The organism is Thioclava sp. SK-1 (assembly GCF_001705665.1).
Lineage (GTDB): Bacteria > Pseudomonadota > Alphaproteobacteria > Rhodobacterales > Rhodobacteraceae > Thioclava.
Map to the genome: position 1 here is coordinate 1 of NZ_MDHA01000009.1, position 16,972 is coordinate 16,972.

Here is a 16,972-nt window from a genome sequence, read left to right on the forward strand (position 1 = left end):
AGACACGTTTGATCTCCGGGCGCAGCTCCGTATCCCGCTGATGCCGGGCTGAAGCTTTGGCCGGATCGGCTTGGTGCCAAGCGGTGGTAATATGTTGACGGTGCAATCGGCAGCACCCTGCAGATCGACTCGACACCGTAAACAGCCCTTTGATCGTCGATGAAGCCGATCATCGCTTGAGTGGGCGGTCGAGTTCCGCCTGCGCAAAATAAGCTGATGCCTTGCGCAGTTCACGGTTCTCTCGTTCCAGCGTCTTGATGCGATCACGTTCCTCGGTCGTCACGCCATCCCGCATGCCGCTGTCCTTCTCGGCCTGCTTGACCCATCCGCTCAGTGTCTGGGGAATACAGCCGATCTTGGGTGCAATGGCCGCTATCGCGCCCGCTTGCGTTTCATATGAACCTTGATGTTCAAACACCATCCGGACCGCCCGTGCGCGAACTTCTGGCGAGTAGCGATTTGCCATTTTGCTTTTTGTCATAACCATCATCCTTACTTAAGTTGATGGTCTCCGACAAACTCGGGGCGATTCAGTGTGAACTGCGCCGAATTGACCGCAGCGCACCGGACCAGATTTGGCTCTGTATCGTGCTTGCGATAATCACCCTTTTCAACCGCGCCATATTTCACTGCGCGATCAGTTCTGATGCCCGTAGAACGGCGGTGAAAGTGTGATGTCCTGCGCTGGAATATGTCCAAATCCGGAATCCAAAGGTGGATCAGAAACGCCTGCCACGCACCGAATGCCGATATAGCCGCCAATCGGGCTGTACGGATCATCTTGTCGCTTATGCCGTGCAAGTGCTTCGCCGCGAAGGCTGCTTTCATATGCGGGAAACTGCGCATCGGACAGTGGGGAATGGACACCCCGACGTGGAATGGTTTCATAAAAACGCGAACTGAAGTTGCTGCCGCCTTTGCTGATTGCGGCACCGGGGGGATCAAACCCGGGTTGACCCGTAACCCATTCATAAAGCCCATCTTGCAGATTATAGAGCCCAAGCGGATTGGGGGGAAAGACCCCGATCGGCGGATTGATCTCCTTGTAGCTGCTATCACGGTCGCCTGACACGACCACATTTTCACCGGGGCGATAATTGCCATCATTCGTGGCCCAAGACACAAACTGTCCGCGGCTGCGGGCGGCAAATTCCCACTCTGCTTCGGTTGGCAGCCGCATCGGTAATTCGGTAATCTCACCCGCCCAGGCACAAAAACGCTTGGCCTCATCAAAGGAGACCGAGGCGGCACGATCCAATTGTTGATAACCTATGGTGTTATCCGTGTGCAAAGGCGGATACCCCTGTGCCTGCAGATGGGTATTGTAGCTTTCATAGCTGACCTCATAGGCGGCGATATAATAGCTTTTCAACGTCACTTGGCGCTGTTCCGATGGTTGAAAATCTGCCGCCCAGATTGTTGTCACCGTACCATCAGGGCGGCGATAATTGATCTGGTAGTTCCCCATCTGGAACGCGCCGCCTTCAACATACACCATCTGTTCGCGCAGCGTCTGCGCCTGTGTGACCACGTCACGGTTATGCAGCACGCGCGTTATGGTCAGCCATGACACCCCGCCAAGGATGCCATAGGCCAAGACACCAAGATACAACTTACGAAAACGCATCAGGCAAGGTTCCTTACGATGACAGGGGTGCCCGCCAGCATTGTGTTGGGGGGTAGGCGGCCGATGGCACGGTACAGGGTTTCAAATTTCGCACGGCTTCCACCGTCCAGAACGGCGCGCAGACGGGCCATGCCCGAGGCAGCATCGGATTTGATGCCCGCGCGCGCGACCCGCTCTATCACTTGTTGCCACTCGCGCTGGGTTTGCACCGTTCCCACCACGGTCAGGATTGCGGCTTCCTGACGTTCTTCAAAAGAGAATACGAAACGCTCGGACAGCTTGTGTAAGATTGCGGCTTTGGCCTCTGGTGGGGCGAAGATCAACGCCGCAGGACGGGATTGAATTTTACGCGCATAGTCTTCAGCGGCACTTGCATTGGTGATCGGAGAGATCATTTGTTCCAGCTTGCTTGCGATCACATCAGAGGCATACTCCAGCACCGCGCTGCCTTCATCAATCAACAGAAGAACAAGTTGGACAAGCGCCTGATAGGCCTCTCGTTGTATGAAATACAGGAATGCGAAATCATTGTCTTTCAGCTGGTTATAGACATACATGATGAATTCTTTGATGTAGCGGAAGTCAATCGTGCCCGCGATGACCCCTTTGGCACCGACGCCCAAAACGGCGCGTGCCTCGCAGCGATACATAAATTTCCCATTTTCATATGTGATTTTCAGTGCAGCTTCGGCGCCCACCCCAGCCGAGATATAGGCAGACCCACCGACTGACACCATCGTCTTCCAGCCCGCATTTTGGACTGCAACACTGCCTTCTTCCCTCCAGCCCGGATTGCGCCATTCAAACATGCCGGTAGCTGCACCGCCTGCTTCAACCCCGGCGAAGGCACCTGCCGCCAGCTCGCCTTTACTGCCGGCGGCTGTTGGCTTGACACGCACTCGTCCGGTGGGTTCGGTGGCGAATTCAATACCCGCAGTGCCATACAGGCTGGCACCAAGCATGGCCGAAGCTTCTATCTTTGCTTGAAAGCGGAAATAGCCGAAATCGGCCTGTTGCTGACGCCCTTCTTCAGATGCGGGCTCATTGACAAAATTGATCAGCGCATGCCAGCCGTCACGATCAACGAAATACCCGCTGAGCGTCACTTTGGCCTCGCCCAGGATCGCCTTTGCCTCGGCATTGCCCTTCAGCGCGTAATTGCCCTTTTGGGGCTCATATCCCAGCTGCACCCCGAAACCCGCATAGCCCCGTAACAGCTGCGCCCCGGCTGAAAGATCGAACATCGCCCCTGTGTCGGAATAGGTCAGGCTTTCGTTGACCGCATCAACCCATTTCAACCAATTCGCATCCCATAGATCTGTGATCGAACCGCTAACGGCGCCTTTGGCAATTTGCCCGTTATATGTGATCCCACTCTTTAGATCCGTCGCAATTTTCTTTGAGCTTTCGCTGAAAGCTGCGCGTAAATTGGCGCGATTAAGCGCAGAGCGACCGTCTTCGCCGCTTGTTGCCTGTAACAATGATTTGTCGATCTTGTAGCTGCGCCAATGGTTGCGCATCTTGTCGCTGCGAATGCGGGTCCATTTTTTGCCGGTGATCGAATAGGCTTGGACCAGATGTTTGTCAGGCAATCCCTGTGTGGGTTTGATATAGGCCTTAAGCATCTTGGAAAGCGCATCTTGGGCATCCACGACGGTCTGCGGATCCCCCTCTATTTTGGCTTGGTCCAAGGCTGCGAACGCCGCGTCGACCTCTCGCATTTCAGCCTGCAGCAGGCCCAGCTCATCGCCGGCATATAAAAGAATATTGCTTTCACCTACCGCAGCATCGCCGCAGGCCGGAACATACAGAAGCTCGAATTCCCCACAAGAGACGCAGATGCTCATTCCAGCACTCCTTCGATCTGATAGTGGTCGCGATAGACAAGCATAATCCGTCGTAACGAGTGATTGCCGCTTTCCACTTCGGTCCAGAACGGCGCGTGCCCTTCTGGCGGCATCTTGCGCAGTAAATCGAACGCTTCTTGAAGGCGGGGTTCATGGTCAAACCCTGCTCGCAGCAATCGCATGAAAATCGGGTAGGCATCTGCGCGATCACGTGGGTCGGATTGACAGTCCACAGCCATGCGGCGTGCCGTGCGGTCGGTTACGAAATCCTCAAAGACACGGCGCGTTTTGGCGTCGATGGCCGGAACCGCCACCCGTGCCGCCCCATCTACCTGGGCCGTTACCGATTGGATCGAAAATCGCCCAGCTTCCAGTGCAGGCCAAGGATAGAAGATATGTGATACAGATGAAAAAAATGCGCTGACTTCGGCGTCATTGCTTGCATAAAGCAGCGCGTCCAGCATTCCTGGCTCCGCCAGCCGAAAGAATTCTGTCGCGCCGCGTTCGTCTGTTACCTGTGTGTAACGGCGCAAATGGGCGCGTAGATCGTTCAGGTCGTGCCTGCTGGTCAGCCAGATACCCGCGCCAAACATTGCACGCGGTTGAAGGCCTTGGGCATCATGCATGAATGTGGCGCGTGCAAACTTGCTGTTGGGATCCAGTTCCACCAACCACGGCGCGGTAGCCCCTTCATCAGACAGATGGCGATGTTCATACAAGCAGACATGTTCAAGGCCGGAAACCTCCAACCGCTCGGGCAAAAAAAGTGATCGCGCCCCATCGATCAGGGCATAGATCCGCCCAGGTGCCATATGCTCCGTTGCGCTGGTATCATTACGCATCTGTGACATGATATCTTCGGCATGTGCGCCGTCAGGGGCCAGATCATCTTCTAAGAGGCTTCGCTGTGCAAGCAAGCAGGCCGGAGCCGAACGCAAATTGTCCCAAACTAACATCGTGATACATCGCTGAATTTAAATTCTAAAATTGAAGCGCAAAGTTACAAAAATTGCGCGGCTTGGCCAGTTCTTTCGCAACGGACCTGTCACGGAATTTTCCCTCCACGCTCGATCGACAGGCCGCTCCAACTTGCGCTGCCTATCAACTCTGGCCGAGGGTGGAGTTTTAGGGCTTTGATCACGATGACGGGCTGATGGCGTCAACGGGAAGTGCAATGTGCTCGTTATGTTGTATCCGACGGCGCTGTGTGGCCTGGGGTCGTAGTGTCTACGCCAATCCTCCGACTTTTCGACGGTATCTGCGAAAGCCAGGAACGAATATGTGCTTGGGCATTCGGAGCTGAGTTTGCTGTTGGGCCGCAGGATCGTTTCCTGCCCTTATGGTCAGCTTGTGACGATTGCCTTTGATGGATTTGCCGCCGGATCTGTTGTCGGCTGCCTGCCCCTCTTGGTGTCCCGTAATGTGCCCGCTGACGTTGATCTTAACACCGACCGGGCCGTGATCTGCCTTCCACTTTACGCCATGCTGCCCGATGTGGCGCTAAAATTGCGCCCTCTTTTGCCGGTGCGCTGACCCCATCCGTCACGGCCTATTAGATAACCTGAACTGCCCCGGTGCTTCGGCATCGGGGCTGTCTTCGTCAAAAAATCTGGCTAACCGCTGTGACGCCAGCGCCCACCAATGCGCCAATAATTGCGCTGATGATTGCGATCTTGAAATTGTCGCGTCTTGTGATCTTGAATTTGAGCAGATCAATCTCGCGTTGGTGTTGTTCGGCAGCGTCCGGTGATCCAAAGCCGCCACCGCTGCCAACAAACCCGACCAAATCTTCGAGTTCCTTTTCGAGCTTGCCCATACAGCGCCTATTCCTCAAACCCTGACATGTCTTGCCCGCACAATACTGCGGGGCGAAGCCGAAGGGCAACTGTCGAATTCACGAATGCGTTGGCTTATCCGCTGTCATGGGGATTCAACTTGACCTGAACTAGCCTTTCCCGAACATACAATTCGACATGCGAAATTTGCTAACCTGGAGTGAATTTTCAAATAAATTTAATCACTTGAATGGATGTGTGGCGGAGAGACAGGGACAATCCACCAAAACCATAAGTCATTGACTTAACTGGACATACAAGAGCGAAGGTTGCTTGTGTGTCTCACTTTGTGTGCCAGTTTATAGCCCGGATGTTTCGGAAAAGTCAAAGGTATCTGTTTGGGTAACCGGATAAAGGTCTATCCATGGTATCAGCTTAAGTATCAGAAAGATATAAATATTCTTGGATTTGGGTGGATTTCATATTGGTTTTGGATTGCTCGTTTAGAAGCTGGATACATCGAAGATTGAGATGAGGCAGGAAGGCAATCGGTTTTGAATGTGTATTATAAACCATTGATTATAAATGATTTAATATAGAAGAAGATTAAATATTTGGCCAGACAGATACTCGGTCGCATCTTGTCCTATAGGTGGCGTGGTGGATTTATCCAATAGAAACAGATGGATAACGTGGTGCGTCAGGGGTTATTCAACCGCCTTCTGTCCATTAGTGGGTGCGAATGGTTCCCATGGGTTGGGCTGCTCTGTCTATATGTGAGGAATAGACCCCGCCAGTCGCACCGCTTAGTGCGCGCGGCAAGGCAACTCTCATGGAAAACAGATAGATACGGCACAGCAGAAGCCGAAAAAGCTGAACGAAGACGTGGGTGGTAGGCCCTCACATAAAAGGGGCCATGGGGGAAGTTGTGACTTCGCCTGTGTAGAGATGGCCGCTCGGAAAAATGTGCCGTGAAATCCTACTGAGAGCATCGAAGCCTTTCATACTCAGCCCGAACGCGCCACTCTACGGACGCAGCGGAAACTTGTTGTGCAGGCAGGCTGGCAACAATCTCTTCAGCTTGTTGTCTGAGTTCCGCTTGAGCGGCCACTTGCAGCATCATCTCATAAACAAAACCGGCTGGTGCGCCACTACGCTCCAACTCTCGATAAGTTTCAAGTCCGAGGCGTGTAGGTGGTCGGTGTCCCATGCCTGTGGATCGGCCAGCATAGCCGTGCAAGTCTATGTTAACATAACCAAAGCACGATTTTATGTGCCAGCCATATGAGTGATCTTCATTGGGGCATTCTCGGACAAGTGGTCCGTCGCTTGAATGCAGAGACAGCGGTTCGCTTGGTTCAACTTCGGTCCATTGGTGCCATCCCGATCCTGTCTGGACCAAATGAGGCACACGCCAAGGATTGGCCAGATACGCTTCGCGCTCAGCTACAGTAAGCGTACCATCTGCCTCCTTTTGGGCCAGTGCCGCAAACTCGGTGTTCGCGGTTTCGATCTGTGTGGCGATGGATGGCGCAAGGCTGCGGATCAATGCAAGCTGGGCATCAGGATCCAAGCAAGCGGTCTGACTTGCATACCAATCGGGAAACATGTCGAAGAAGCGTTGCCCTGTGTCTTGGGTGGCCAAACGCTGCAACTGACGGATTCTGGCGCGTTGGGCGGCAGCAAGATTACTGTTTCGCATTATTTCTTCGTGACGCCCGTAGGGAATACCTTGGGCCAAAGCATCATAATATGCAGTCCGGTCGTAATCAGCCTCGCCAGCACGAAGGCCCACGACAACAGCCAAGCTGGCGGGAACATGTGCCGCGTAGCGAGCAAAGCGGTTTCCATTTGCCCAAGCCCATTCATCGAGAAGGGCAGGCACTTCGTCCCTAGTGACGGCCTGAATGCCCCCATCTTCAATCAGTCTGCTAGTGGCGACACCAACAAGCACAAGCGCGGTGGCGGCAACGGCGGCTTTGTAAACTGTTTTCATAGCAAATCCCGGCGTTTCAAGGTGCAGAGATACACGCCCCACTTCTGCACACAGTTATCCTAAAATGGTATTATCCTGACTTGGGATTACCCGACTGCCTGCATTCGATCAACAGGCAGTCACTTGACCAAGACACTTCGCACACCTGAACACGTTTACCTGTGCCAGCGGCTCAGGCAGGTGCGCCTTGATGCAGGTCTGACCCAAGCTGACTTGGCAGAGCGTCTGGGCAAGCCACAGTCTTTTGTCGCCAAGGTCGAGACGCGCGAGCGCAGGCTGGACGTGATCGAGTTCGCCAAGTGGATGGTCGCTTGTGACGCTCTTGAATTGGTTGCAGCAACTGTTGCAGCGATTGCAGAGAATTTGGATCAGCCCGAGTAAAAGTAGTCAGGCTCCAGACACTATTGTTTTTATTAAGTGGTTCATGGGTGACGAATTGGCGAAATACTCAAGCTTATGATTTCGTGATACTGGTAATAATCCTCTGTGACCGACTGCACTCGCCCATGCGAGCCAATCGGAACGGCCAGCAACAAGGTGTTCATCACGCATTTCCACAAGACCAAAGCGGTTGTCGGGAATTTCCAAAATTTTGGCCTTCGAGATAATTGAAGCATTCGGATGATTGTAGAGCTTCGAGATAATTTCCGGGGCGTACTCTGTGCCCATCGCATAATCTTGCAAAACCCAAGCAAACCAGAACAGTTGGTATTCTTGCAAGCCGCCGTAAGATGCCGCTGCCGCAATCATTTCTCCGATGAAGTCTTTATCTTCAATGTGCTTGCAGAATGACCAAATGTTCTTGGCCAAATGGGGGAAGCTTGTGGCAAAGTGTGCAAGGTGGGGCTGCACTTCTTCGGGATGGTCGCGAAACAGGCTCAGGACAAGCTCAGCGTCTTCTTCCTCAAGGTGCGGCGATTTTAGGAGGTCTCGCAGGTACGCAAGTTCTTCCTCTGTCATCTGAATTTCTTCAAGCGCAGCTTCGAAGTCATCCAGATAAGCGAGAAGTGCAGCCTTTCTGCGCTTGGCAAGCAAGTTGGCCTTCACCTCGTCAATGTCATCTTCGACTTGCGCGGCGACAACGCCGCCAGCAACAGTCTTGCCGGGATTGACCGTCAACCCCTTTTGACCCAGTAGCTTCTGTATGAGATAGAAATCTTCGGTCAGCTTGTCTTGATCGGCTGAGTATAGAACGAAGTCATCCATGAAACGGACAACGGCGCTAGATTTAATTCCGTGGTGCTGTTCGATAAATCTCAGAAAGTCACTGCCGACCATTTTGGCGGGGTACATTCCCTGTGGCCAACAGTCTATGCTCCGCCCTGAGTTGCTTTGCCTCAAATAAGTGCCAAGGGCGTTCACGTCGTCCATATCGACACCCAGATTGGCAAACCATGCGACAATGTCGTGGTGGTAAATGCCGTTGAAATATGAAGCGACGTCAAAGCTCAACGAATGGTCGAACTGTGCGGCGTATGCGACGACAGCTTTCTTGTAGCCCGTATAGGAAGCTGTTGCAGGAATAGGCTTTCCATCTTCGAAGCGATATCCAAAGTGCTTTTTGTCATTGTGGAAAGGTTTGCGGAACTTCGAGCGATTTCGGAAAACTATGTCATACAGAAAAAACTCAGACACAGGGTCAAGCTTGACAGTACGACGAAGATGGTTCCGAGGCTTTGACGCGTATACACGCGTTTGCGCGAGAAACTGGTAAGCTTTGTCTTCGTCTGCTTTGCTCAAACACCTTTGAATATGAGCTTCAATTTCCACAGCGCCATTGCCAATGAGAAATCGGCACGTTTCCATCGGAAAAAGTGTGCTGGTGAAATCGTAGTCGAAAAACTCTCTGGACGTCTGCATGTCAAAACTCGTGGCGTTAATCCATTCGATTGCTACCCTAAATGGCTAAGGGTCTCAATTGCACGTTGCTTTTGAGCGAGGGTGTAGCCTTCCCCAAAATAGCCGTCTGTCACCGTATCGCGTTCATGCCCGACGATCTCTTGCACAAGTGACAGCTCCACGCTGGCTTGTCGCATTCGGGTAATCGCGGTGTGGCGCAGGCTGTGGAAGACAAGGCCGTCTTCCTTCATGCCGATCTTGGTCAGGAACGTGCCGAACCAGCGGCCCAGATTGCGGCCATAGCCTTCTTTGGTGTTGTGCGTGAACGACATGAACAGGCGCGGTTGCTTCGCGCAGGCTTCGACCCATTCAAGGAAGGCAAGGCGGACCAACTCCGAATGGACGGGCACCCGGCGCTTAGCGGCAGGCGACTTGAGGCTTTTCTTCTCACCATCCGCGTTGATGTCGATGTACCAGACGCCGCCTTCACTCCGAATGTCAGACGGCACCAGTTGCGCGACTTCCCGCAACCGTGCCCCGGTGAACATAGCCAGAAGTGTTCCCCACTTGTGATCGTCCTTCTTGACCAGCCTGGAGGGGTTTTCCGTCAACTCGGCGTAGAGGCGTGAAAGCTGTTCCTTGCTATACGCCTTGCGCTTCTCTGCGACTTGCTTGGCCTTCGCAACCTTCATGCCTTCGAACAGCTTGTGGGGCGCGCGCCCGTGGCGTTCTGCCCAGTCCCAGAAGCGGCGGAACATGTCGATGTAACTGTTGACGGTCTTCACGCCCATCTTGGGCAAACCGGGAACGGCGATGGCGTCCTGCAAACTCAGGTCGCGTGTTTCGGGCTTGGTCTTGCGGTTGGCAGGCAGGGCCTGCACCAGCTTCTTCATGTCAGCGGCGTCTTGGCGGCTGATCTGGTCCATCGGGCGCTCCGGTCCGAAATGTTCCACTAGCAGAGCAAGGTAAGCATCGGCCTTGTTCCGCATCTCCTGAGACCATTGTGGCCCATGCTCGGCTTTGAAATCTGCGATGGCCGCGCCCAGGGCCACGGAGCGGGCCTGTGGTGACCTTGGCGCTGTCTGGGCGGGTTCGGTGAAGGAATAGCTTTCGAGGCTCTCAGCGGCGCTTAGAATGGCTTTGATCTGGTCCCGGCGGGCCTTGCGCATCTCTTGGCGTAGGGATGGCTCGTTATCGACCCACTGAGCGTCTGTGAGGCCCGCTGAGGCCCGGAAGGCGTCCAAGGTGCCCGCATCAAGGTAGAGGTCCGACAGGTCGTCAAAGCCGCCTATGGCGTCCTCGTGGACGTCCAGCTCTTGGCGCAGGGCCTCAAGGGACCTATCCGGCAGGCCGGTATCGTTCAACCGCTCCACATACCGATCCAGCGAAGCCGCAAAATAGCTTCGCACCATCTCCCGCATCTCGTCTTGTCTGAGCCTTGTCAAAGCCTTGTTATCCCGAACCAATCTCCCGCATGATGCAAGATGACGGGCAAGATCGCCAGCCCGATCTGGGCACTTGGTGCGTAAGGATATCCTGACTGTGCGACGCTTTTGATCCTCAGCCCGAGGGAGAGGCCAACGGAAGTAGTAAACCCCATGCCTTGAAGGGGATAGGTAGGCAGACAGTTTCATGGGCTGTGCGTTCCACTTTGTGTCGCACTTGCCTGCCCAACTCTTAAGTCACTGATCTATATGGAAATGGCGGAGAGACAGGGATTCGAACCCTGGGAACGCTTGCACGCTCAACGGTTTTCGAGACCGCCCCGTTCGACCACTCCGGCACCTCTCCGCGTCGGATGAACTTGTCATCGGGTAGCGGGGATTTAGCCAATGGCGCGCGCGCTTGCAACCGCTTTTTGCAAGAAACTTGGCCGTTGGGTCACAAAAAATCCCAACCTGATCTTTTTGTCCCCCGGACGGTGATGGCGGGCGGTTTTCAGCGCGTTCACGAGCTGCTCCTTTTCTTGTGACTGCCAATCTCTGGCGGTGGCCCTAGGTTTGGTGTCATGACAGGCGGACAAATTCCGCATGACGCGAAATAGGGACTTTGGAGGTCAACAATGAAACAGTTGTTTCTAGCATCGAGCGCAGCTCTTATGACCGCAGGCACAGCCTATGCGGGTGGATATACAACACCGACCGTTGAAGCGCCGGCGATGGCGCCCGTTGCGGTCGCACCAGCCAATTTGGACTGGACCGGCTTTTATGCAGGTGCGCAGTTGGGTTACGGCAATACCGAGGGTGATTTCTCGGATGACCGGGGTGGCTATGGTGGTGTTCATGCAGGTTACCTGCATGACATGGGCACATATGTTCTTGGCGGCGAGGTCGATTATTCGGCCGTTGATAGCGATCAGGTGAAATCCATGGCGCATATCAAAGGGATCGCAGGTATCGACCGTGGTCAGTGGCTGTATTACGGCACGCTGGGCGCGGGCTATATTGATTCCGACATCAATGACGCCAGCGACACCGTTCTGACTGTTGGTGCCGGTGTGGATTACATGCTGGACGACAAATGGATGGTCGGCGGCGAAGTGCTGTATCACGACACCGATGATTTTGATAACACAGGCCGTGATTTCGATATGACGACTGTTGGTGTGAAAGCATCGATGCGGTTCTGATTTTAGATCAATGAATGCTACAGTGGGAACGCGCCTTTCGGGGCGCGTTTCTGCGTTTTTGCCATAGCAGATCAAACCCTGACATCAGACGGCGCAAAATAACGGGTGTTACGGCGCTACATGATCGGGTGGTAAAATCCCTAAGCCCCGTAGATAGATGCCGATCCCGGTTTCCAGCAAATCATCAGGCGCATAGGGCGCACGGCCCCCAGTGTTGCGGGCATACAGTTCGACCACGCCATGCGCCATGGACCACACATGTGCGGCCACCATCGGGGATGGTGGCCGTTGATGTTTGGGCAGATGCGCCATCAACGCATCCGTGGCACGCTGCATGACATGTTCAGCGCGTTGTGCACCGGCGGCCAGTGCAGGTGACTGATTGGGTGACAGCCCGCTTTCAAACATCGCCATGTAATGGCCCGGAAATTTACGCGCAAAGGCAAGATAAGCGCGGCCCACGGCGGAAAATGCAGCCAAGGCCGAAGGTGTGCCACCATTCCATGCGTGATCCATGACATCGCCAAAAATCGCATAGCCCTGCCGGGCACATTCCGCGATCAGATCCTCACGCCCGGCGAAATGGCGATAGACCGCAGCAGGGGTGACGCCTGCGGCTTTGGCCGCTTCGGACAAGGTGAACCCGGTCGGACCTTTCTGCGTGATGAGCGCAAGGGCGGAATCCACCAGCGCCTGACGCAGGTTGCCGTGATGATAGCCTTGTTTAGGCATGTAAAATCTCGGTTCCGCCGCAGATCGACACATCCACCACACCAATCGCGTCCAGATCTTTGCCGGGGTAATCCACCGCATGCAGCACGGTTTGAATGGCGGCAATCCGTGCGCGCTTCTTATCGTCGGACCGGATCACGGTCCAAGGTGCCACTTCGCTGTTGCTTCGGTCCAAAGTGTCGCGGATCGCGTCTGTATAGGGGTGCCATTTCTTCAACCCTTCGACGTCAATCCAGCTAAGCTTCCATTGCTTTAGAAGGTCATTTTCGCGTTTCAAAAAGCGGCGCAATTGTTCAGCGCGGTCGACATTCAGCCACAGTTTGACCAGCGTGATTCCATCATCAACCAGCATTTTTTCAAAGGAGGGGAGCTGTTCAAAGAAATGTTCGCGTTGTGCATGGGTGCAAAATCCAAAGACCTGCTCTACCACGCCACGATTGTACCAAGACCTGTCGAACATGGCGATTTCACCGGCACCGGGAAGCCAATCGACATAGCGTTGAAAATACCATTGTGTGGCTTCGCGATCCGAGGGTTTGGGCAGCGCCACAACATAGGCCGAACGCGGGTTCAGATTTTGCCGCATGCGCGCGATTGTGCCGCCTTTGCCGGCTGCGTCGCGCCCTTCAAACACCACAGCCAGACGCCCGCCATTGGCCTTTAGCCCCGACAACATCTTTACCAGCTCCACCTGCAGGCGTTCCATATGCGCCTCATAGGGTTTGCGTTTAAGCTGTGCATCATAGGGGTAAGCCGGGCTGAGGATATCATCCTTATCCGCATCTTCGATCCGCTTGCGCAGCTCTTTGGGGGCCTCATCTTGCAAGAACGCAGAGATCTGCCCGACATAGGGGTTTAACGCGATATCATCTGTGTCAGTCTTGCTCATAGTGGTCTCCTTGATACGAGAATAATATGGGGCAGCACGCGCGGGGGGGCAAGAACGGGCGTGGCCACGCGGCTCCCGTTAGGCCATCCAGGTCGCGGGTGCGCCATGTGTCAGGTCAAGAGATTGATCGGATGTCCGGCGTGAAAATTGTTCAACACATCAATCAACTGCGACGCCAGGGTTGATTGCGCTTCATCCGAGGCCCAGGCAATATGTGGAGTCAATAAAACGCGCGGGTCCTGGGCCAGATCCATCAGCAAATCATCCGCGGCAGGGGGTTCGGTTGCGGCTACATCCAGACCAACGCCGCTGATCTGGCGTGTGGCAAGGGCGGTTTGTAAAGCGGGAAGATCGATCAATGCACCGCGGGCGGTGTTAATCACCACCGGCGCGCGGGTCATTTTGGTAAAGGCCGCAGCCCCAAGCAGACCACGCGTGCTATCGGTCAGCGGGCAATGCAACGAGATGACATCGGCGCGCGCCAGAAAGCTGTCGAATTCGACATGCGTCTCGCTGGAGGGCGCGCCGGGGCGGGCGGCAAAGATAACCTCCATCCCGAAGGCCTGCGCCAGGGCCGCGACTTTCTGGCCAATCGCTCCGCGTCCGATGATGCCCATTACCGCCCCTGACAAATCCCGGATTGGGGTGTCGAAATAGCAAAACTGACCGGCGCGTTGCCACGCCCCATCACGGGTGCCTTGCACATAGGGAACAAGCCCGCGACGCAGTGCCAGTATCAGCGCAAAGACATGCTCGGGCACGGTATTGACCGAATATCCGCGGATGTTGCACACAGCAATGCCGCGCTCGGCACAGGCTTGTACATCGACGCAATCGTAGCCCGTCGCGGCCACCGCGATAAGTTTCAGTTGGGGGGCGGATGACAGAACATCGGCCGTTATGCGCACTTTATTGGTGATGGCGATCGTGGCCCCGGCCAAACGGTCGGTCACATCATCGGCGGCGGTCTTGCCATAGTTGATCCACTCATGGACAAAATCGGGCTTTGGCAAGGTGATATGGGGGGCAATCGTGTCACGGTCCAAAAAGACGATTTGCGGCTGTGTCATGGCGGTCTCCTGCAGGCGGCGTTACGATGGGATAAGCCTATGGGGATTGCTAGCCAAGGGCCATAGACCCTGCGCTAAGGCTGCGGCGGGCAGGGGGTCACATCGATCACCTCTGCGGGAGCGGCACCCAGGTCGATGCAGCTTGCACCACATAATTGCCATGCCGACGGGGTCAGCCCAGAGGCTGCCAGATGCAGCGCAGACACTGGCGGCAAATCGGGTGCCCAGACCCACCACCCATCTAGGAACCTGCCGCCTTCGCCCGGTTCCATCCCCGCACCAGACCCTTTCACGGCTGCCCGGATCAGCTGCAACTGACCATCGCGCAGCGCCCATGTTTCAGACCATGCCTGCCGTTCCACCGAATGCGTCCAGCTTAGGCTGAATTGATCACCGGGGGCGAGGGCAAGCATGATCGCCCCCGCCATTAAGCAGCTGCTCATGGGGCAGGGGTGCGCGTGCGGCGAAACCACATAGATGCCGCAAAAGCCGCTGTCAGGGCAAAGCCCAGCTCATCGGTAATGGGCAGGGCAGCGACCAAGGTGAAGGCCGCGGCCATCGCCACAATACGTTCCCACACCGCCAATGGCCGCCATAACCAGCCGATCACGGCCGCGCCCCACAGCCCGATCGCCAGCAGCGCCTTGATCAGCACATAGGCCACTGCAGGCCAATAGCCTATGGCCGATGCCATGGCCCCGCCGTCTTGTAACATCAGCGCAGGGGTATAGACCGCCATGAAGGGCACAACAAAACCCGCTGCTGCGACCTTTACGGCCTCAAAGCTGATTTTCAGCCCACTTTCCTTGGCAATCGGGCCTGCGGCAAAACATGCCAACGCCACAGGCGGCGTCAAATCCGCCAAAATCCCAAAATAGAATACGAACATATGGCTGACGATCAAAGGCACACCCAGCGCCAAAAGCGCCGGCCCCGCGATCGACGATGTGATGATGTAATTCGGGATTGTTGGGATGCCCATGCCCAAAATGATACAGGTGATCATTGTCAGAACCAGCGATAAGAACAGGCTCTTATCCCCGACAGATACGATGAACTGCCCGAATGTGTTGGCCGCACCGGTCAGGGTCATCACCCCGATAATGACACCGACCAACGCACAGGCAATTCCGACAGGCAGCGCGGTTTTCGCCCCATCCGCCAGACTGTCACGGCAAATTGCCAAAGTGGCGCGCCCGCCCTTGATCACCGCGCAAACCCCCACCAGTGCCAGAACAACGATCACCAGAGCATGGATGCCAAATTTAAAAAACGCACTGGCACATAGGCCAAGCATGACCCAGAAGATCACCCGAATGGTGTTAGAGGGCAAACCCATTGCAATCGCTGTGCCCAGGATCAACATCCCCGTCAGCGCCAACCCAATCGTGCCTGCAAACAGCGGTGTGTAGCCTGAAAACAACAGCCAAACCAGGGCCACAAGGGGCAATATCAGATACCAGCCTTCGCGCAGGGCGGAGCGTGCGGAGGGCAGCTCGGCTTTGGTCAGGCCCCGAAGATCGCGCTTGCCGGCCTCTAGGTGGACCATCCAGAATACGCCCGTGAAATACAAAATCGCCGGTATCAACGCCGCTTTCACAACTTCGATATATTGCACGCCCAATGTCTCGGCCATGATGAAGGCCACGGCGCCCATCACCGGAGGCATCAGCTGTCCCCCCATTGAGGCGGTGGCCTCGACCCCGCCTGCAAATGCGGGGCGGTAGCCAAAGCGCTTCATCAATGGGATGGTGAATTGTCCGGTGGTTACAACATTGGCCACGCCCGAACCCGAAATCGTGCCCATCAACCCCGAGGACAGTACCGATACTTTGGCTGCACCGCCCATTTTATGCCCGACAAGCCCCAAGGACACATCGGTGAACAGCTTGATCATCCCGGCCTTTTCCAGAAACGATCCGAACAGGATGAACAAAAAGATATAAGTGGCTGATACATAGGTAGGAATTCCGTAAATGCCTTCTGTGCCATAGGCCAGCTGCTCGACCACCTGTTCAAAGGCATAACCGCGATGATCAAACGGTGCGGGCAAATGTTGACCAAATAGCGCGTAGGCCAGAAATGCTGCGCAAATGATCGGCAAGGCCGGTCCCATCAACATCCATGCGGCGATAAATACGGCCACCACTGCGGCGACGCCAAAGACCAGATCAATCACCAGCGGATCGCCTGCGCGCATCAACAGCTCGGTATATTCAATCCATTGATAGGCTGCCACAGCAACAGCCGATGCCGCCAGCGCCCAACACAGCCCGCGCGCCACCCCGCCATAGCCCTTTGCCGCCGCCAGCAGCGGAAACCCCAACGCCATCAAAAAGCCAACATGCACTGCGCGCATTACCTGACTGGGTAAGTCGATGACATGGGCGGCAATCGCAATCTGATAGGTTGAAAACGCCACAGCCAACCAAAACAATATCTTGCCAACTGATGTTGGGGGAAAGCTTTGCGCCAGTGGGTCGTGGGCTGCGAGGGCGTCTTCATGGGACAAGGTGGGATCAGGTGTGTGGCTCATGGCGGCTCCAATGCACAAAGGGGCGGCCCAAC

Annotated in this window: 15 protein-coding genes, 1 tRNA gene, 1 pseudogene and 1 other annotated feature; of the genes and pseudogenes, 3 read left to right on the top strand and 14 right to left on the bottom strand. The window is 55.3% G+C overall.

Going from position 1 to position 16,972, the window contains the following annotated elements:
- The 4 genes and pseudogenes from BFP70_RS20160 to BFP70_RS00110 all read right to left on the bottom strand — a co-directional run.
- Nucleotides 1-481, bottom strand: a pseudogene (locus BFP70_RS20160) (transposase); the annotation flags it as partial.
- Nucleotides 99-215, bottom strand: a sequence feature (AL1L pseudoknot). Its footprint overlaps the pseudogene before it by 117 nt.
- 156 nt (nt 482-637) lie before the next feature.
- Nucleotides 638-1,627, bottom strand: coding sequence for an SUMF1/EgtB/PvdO family nonheme iron enzyme (locus BFP70_RS00100; protein WP_066008977.1), 990 nt, complete (start codon nt 1,625-1,627; stop codon nt 638-640).
- Complete coding sequence (locus tag BFP70_RS00105) at nt 1,627-3,474, bottom strand: hypothetical protein (RefSeq protein ID WP_066008978.1); 1,848 nt, start codon at nt 3,472-3,474, stop codon at nt 1,627-1,629. The genes BFP70_RS00100 and BFP70_RS00105 overlap by 1 nt, the downstream gene beginning before the upstream one ends.
- On the bottom strand, nt 3,471-4,430 hold the full coding sequence (locus BFP70_RS00110) for a DUF4123 domain-containing protein (protein WP_066008980.1): 960 nt from the start codon (nt 4,428-4,430) through the stop codon (nt 3,471-3,473). Before BFP70_RS00110 ends, BFP70_RS00105 begins: the two co-directional genes overlap by 4 nt.
- 325 nt (nt 4,431-4,755) lie before the next feature.
- Here BFP70_RS00110 and BFP70_RS00115 point away from each other — a divergent pair, with 325 nt between their 5' ends.
- Nucleotides 4,756-5,007 (top strand): hypothetical protein, encoded by a 252-nt coding sequence (locus BFP70_RS00115; protein WP_066008982.1) that lies wholly within the window; start codon nt 4,756-4,758, stop codon nt 5,005-5,007.
- A gap of 67 nt (nt 5,008-5,074) precedes the next feature.
- Here BFP70_RS00115 and BFP70_RS00120 read toward each other — a convergent pair whose 3' ends face one another.
- Entirely contained in the window at nt 5,075-5,290 is a 216-nt protein-coding gene (locus tag BFP70_RS00120) for a hypothetical protein (protein WP_066008984.1), read from the bottom strand.
- Nucleotides 5,291-6,228: 938 nt separating this feature from the next.
- A complete protein-coding gene (locus BFP70_RS00125; protein ID WP_066008986.1) occupies nt 6,229-7,245 on the bottom strand; it encodes a hypothetical protein in 1,017 nt (338 codons plus the stop codon).
- Between the two features lie 123 nt (nt 7,246-7,368).
- Here BFP70_RS00125 and BFP70_RS00130 point away from each other — a divergent pair, with 123 nt between their 5' ends.
- Nucleotides 7,369-7,626, top strand: coding sequence for a helix-turn-helix domain-containing protein (locus tag BFP70_RS00130; protein WP_066008987.1), 258 nt, complete (start codon nt 7,369-7,371; stop codon nt 7,624-7,626).
- A gap of 6 nt (nt 7,627-7,632) precedes the next feature.
- Here the strand turns inward: BFP70_RS00130 and drt5 are convergent, their stop codons facing one another.
- The 3 genes from drt5 to BFP70_RS00145 all read right to left on the bottom strand — a co-directional run bounded on the left by drt5 (nt 7,633) and on the right by BFP70_RS00145 (nt 10,875).
- Nucleotides 7,633-9,105, bottom strand: coding sequence for an antiviral reverse transcriptase Drt5 (gene drt5, locus BFP70_RS00135; protein WP_066008988.1), 1,473 nt, complete (start codon nt 9,103-9,105; stop codon nt 7,633-7,635).
- A 32-nt stretch (nt 9,106-9,137) separates the two neighbouring features.
- Complete coding sequence (locus BFP70_RS00140; protein ID WP_255356538.1) at nt 9,138-10,505, bottom strand: site-specific integrase; 1,368 nt, start codon at nt 10,503-10,505, stop codon at nt 9,138-9,140.
- A gap of 280 nt (nt 10,506-10,785) precedes the next feature.
- Nucleotides 10,786-10,875: transfer RNA gene (locus BFP70_RS00145), tRNA-Ser, on the bottom strand.
- A gap of 307 nt (nt 10,876-11,182) precedes the next feature.
- On the opposite strand from BFP70_RS00145, the gene BFP70_RS00150 reads away from it, so the two are divergent.
- A complete protein-coding gene (locus BFP70_RS00150) occupies nt 11,183-11,713 on the top strand; it encodes an outer membrane protein (protein ID WP_176715453.1) in 531 nt (176 codons plus the stop codon).
- A 108-nt stretch (nt 11,714-11,821) separates the two neighbouring features.
- On the opposite strand, the gene BFP70_RS00155 is transcribed toward BFP70_RS00150, so the two are convergent.
- From BFP70_RS00155 to BFP70_RS00175, 5 genes are all read right to left on the bottom strand, one after another.
- The gene (locus BFP70_RS00155) at nt 11,822-12,445 is read right to left on the bottom strand and encodes a TetR/AcrR family transcriptional regulator (RefSeq protein ID WP_066008994.1); all 624 of its coding nucleotides are present in this window, start codon (nt 12,443-12,445) and stop codon (nt 11,822-11,824) included.
- Nucleotides 12,438-13,334 carry a polyphosphate kinase 2 gene (gene ppk2 / locus BFP70_RS00160; RefSeq protein ID WP_176715454.1) on the bottom strand — a complete coding sequence of 299 codons (897 nt, stop codon included), beginning with the start codon at nt 13,332-13,334 and terminating at the stop codon, nt 12,438-12,440. The genes BFP70_RS00155 and ppk2 overlap by 8 nt, the downstream gene beginning before the upstream one ends.
- 110 nt (nt 13,335-13,444) lie before the next feature.
- On the bottom strand, nt 13,445-14,404 hold the full coding sequence (locus tag BFP70_RS00165) for a D-2-hydroxyacid dehydrogenase (protein WP_066008996.1): 960 nt from the start codon (nt 14,402-14,404) through the stop codon (nt 13,445-13,447).
- 74 nt (nt 14,405-14,478) lie between these two features.
- The gene (locus tag BFP70_RS00170) at nt 14,479-14,847 is read right to left on the bottom strand and encodes a DUF1850 domain-containing protein (RefSeq protein WP_066008998.1); all 369 of its coding nucleotides are present in this window, start codon (nt 14,845-14,847) and stop codon (nt 14,479-14,481) included.
- Nucleotides 14,844-16,940: a TRAP transporter permease gene (locus tag BFP70_RS00175; RefSeq protein WP_066009000.1), complete on the bottom strand. Its 2,097-nt coding sequence runs from the start codon at nt 16,938-16,940 to the stop codon at nt 14,844-14,846. The genes BFP70_RS00170 and BFP70_RS00175 overlap by 4 nt, the downstream gene beginning before the upstream one ends.
- Nucleotides 16,941-16,972 lie beyond the last annotated feature (32 nt).

What these genes read in the sequence shown, in the direction of transcription:
- BFP70_RS00175 (WP_066009000.1), bottom strand. Translation starts at nt 16,940, where the DNA reads ATGAGCCACACACCTGATCCCACCTTGTCCCATGAAGACGCCCTCGCA.
- ppk2 (WP_176715454.1), bottom strand. Translation starts at nt 13,334, where the DNA reads ATGAGCAAGACTGACACAGATGATATCGCGTTAAACCCCTATGTCGGG.
- BFP70_RS00100 (WP_066008977.1), bottom strand. Translation starts at nt 1,627, where the DNA reads ATGCGTTTTCGTAAGTTGTATCTTGGTGTCTTGGCCTATGGCATCCTT.
- drt5 (WP_066008988.1), bottom strand. Translation starts at nt 9,105, where the DNA reads ATGCAGACGTCCAGAGAGTTTTTCGACTACGATTTCACCAGCACACTT.
- BFP70_RS00155 (WP_066008994.1), bottom strand. Translation starts at nt 12,445, where the DNA reads ATGCCTAAACAAGGCTATCATCACGGCAACCTGCGTCAGGCGCTGGTG.
- BFP70_RS00150 (WP_176715453.1), top strand. Translation starts at nt 11,183, where the DNA reads ATGACCGCAGGCACAGCCTATGCGGGTGGATATACAACACCGACCGTT.
- BFP70_RS00165 (WP_066008996.1), bottom strand. Translation starts at nt 14,404, where the DNA reads ATGACACAGCCGCAAATCGTCTTTTTGGACCGTGACACGATTGCCCCC.
- BFP70_RS00110 (WP_066008980.1), bottom strand. Translation starts at nt 4,430, where the DNA reads ATGTTAGTTTGGGACAATTTGCGTTCGGCTCCGGCCTGCTTGCTTGCA.
- BFP70_RS00170 (WP_066008998.1), bottom strand. Translation starts at nt 14,847, where the DNA reads ATGAGCAGCTGCTTAATGGCGGGGGCGATCATGCTTGCCCTCGCCCCC.
- BFP70_RS00120 (WP_066008984.1), bottom strand. Translation starts at nt 5,290, where the DNA reads ATGGGCAAGCTCGAAAAGGAACTCGAAGATTTGGTCGGGTTTGTTGGC.
- BFP70_RS00125 (WP_066008986.1), bottom strand. Translation starts at nt 7,245, where the DNA reads ATGAAAACAGTTTACAAAGCCGCCGTTGCCGCCACCGCGCTTGTGCTT.
- BFP70_RS00105 (WP_066008978.1), bottom strand. Translation starts at nt 3,474, where the DNA reads ATGAGCATCTGCGTCTCTTGTGGGGAATTCGAGCTTCTGTATGTTCCG.
- BFP70_RS00140 (WP_255356538.1), bottom strand. Translation starts at nt 10,505, where the DNA reads ATGCGGGAGATGGTGCGAAGCTATTTTGCGGCTTCGCTGGATCGGTAT.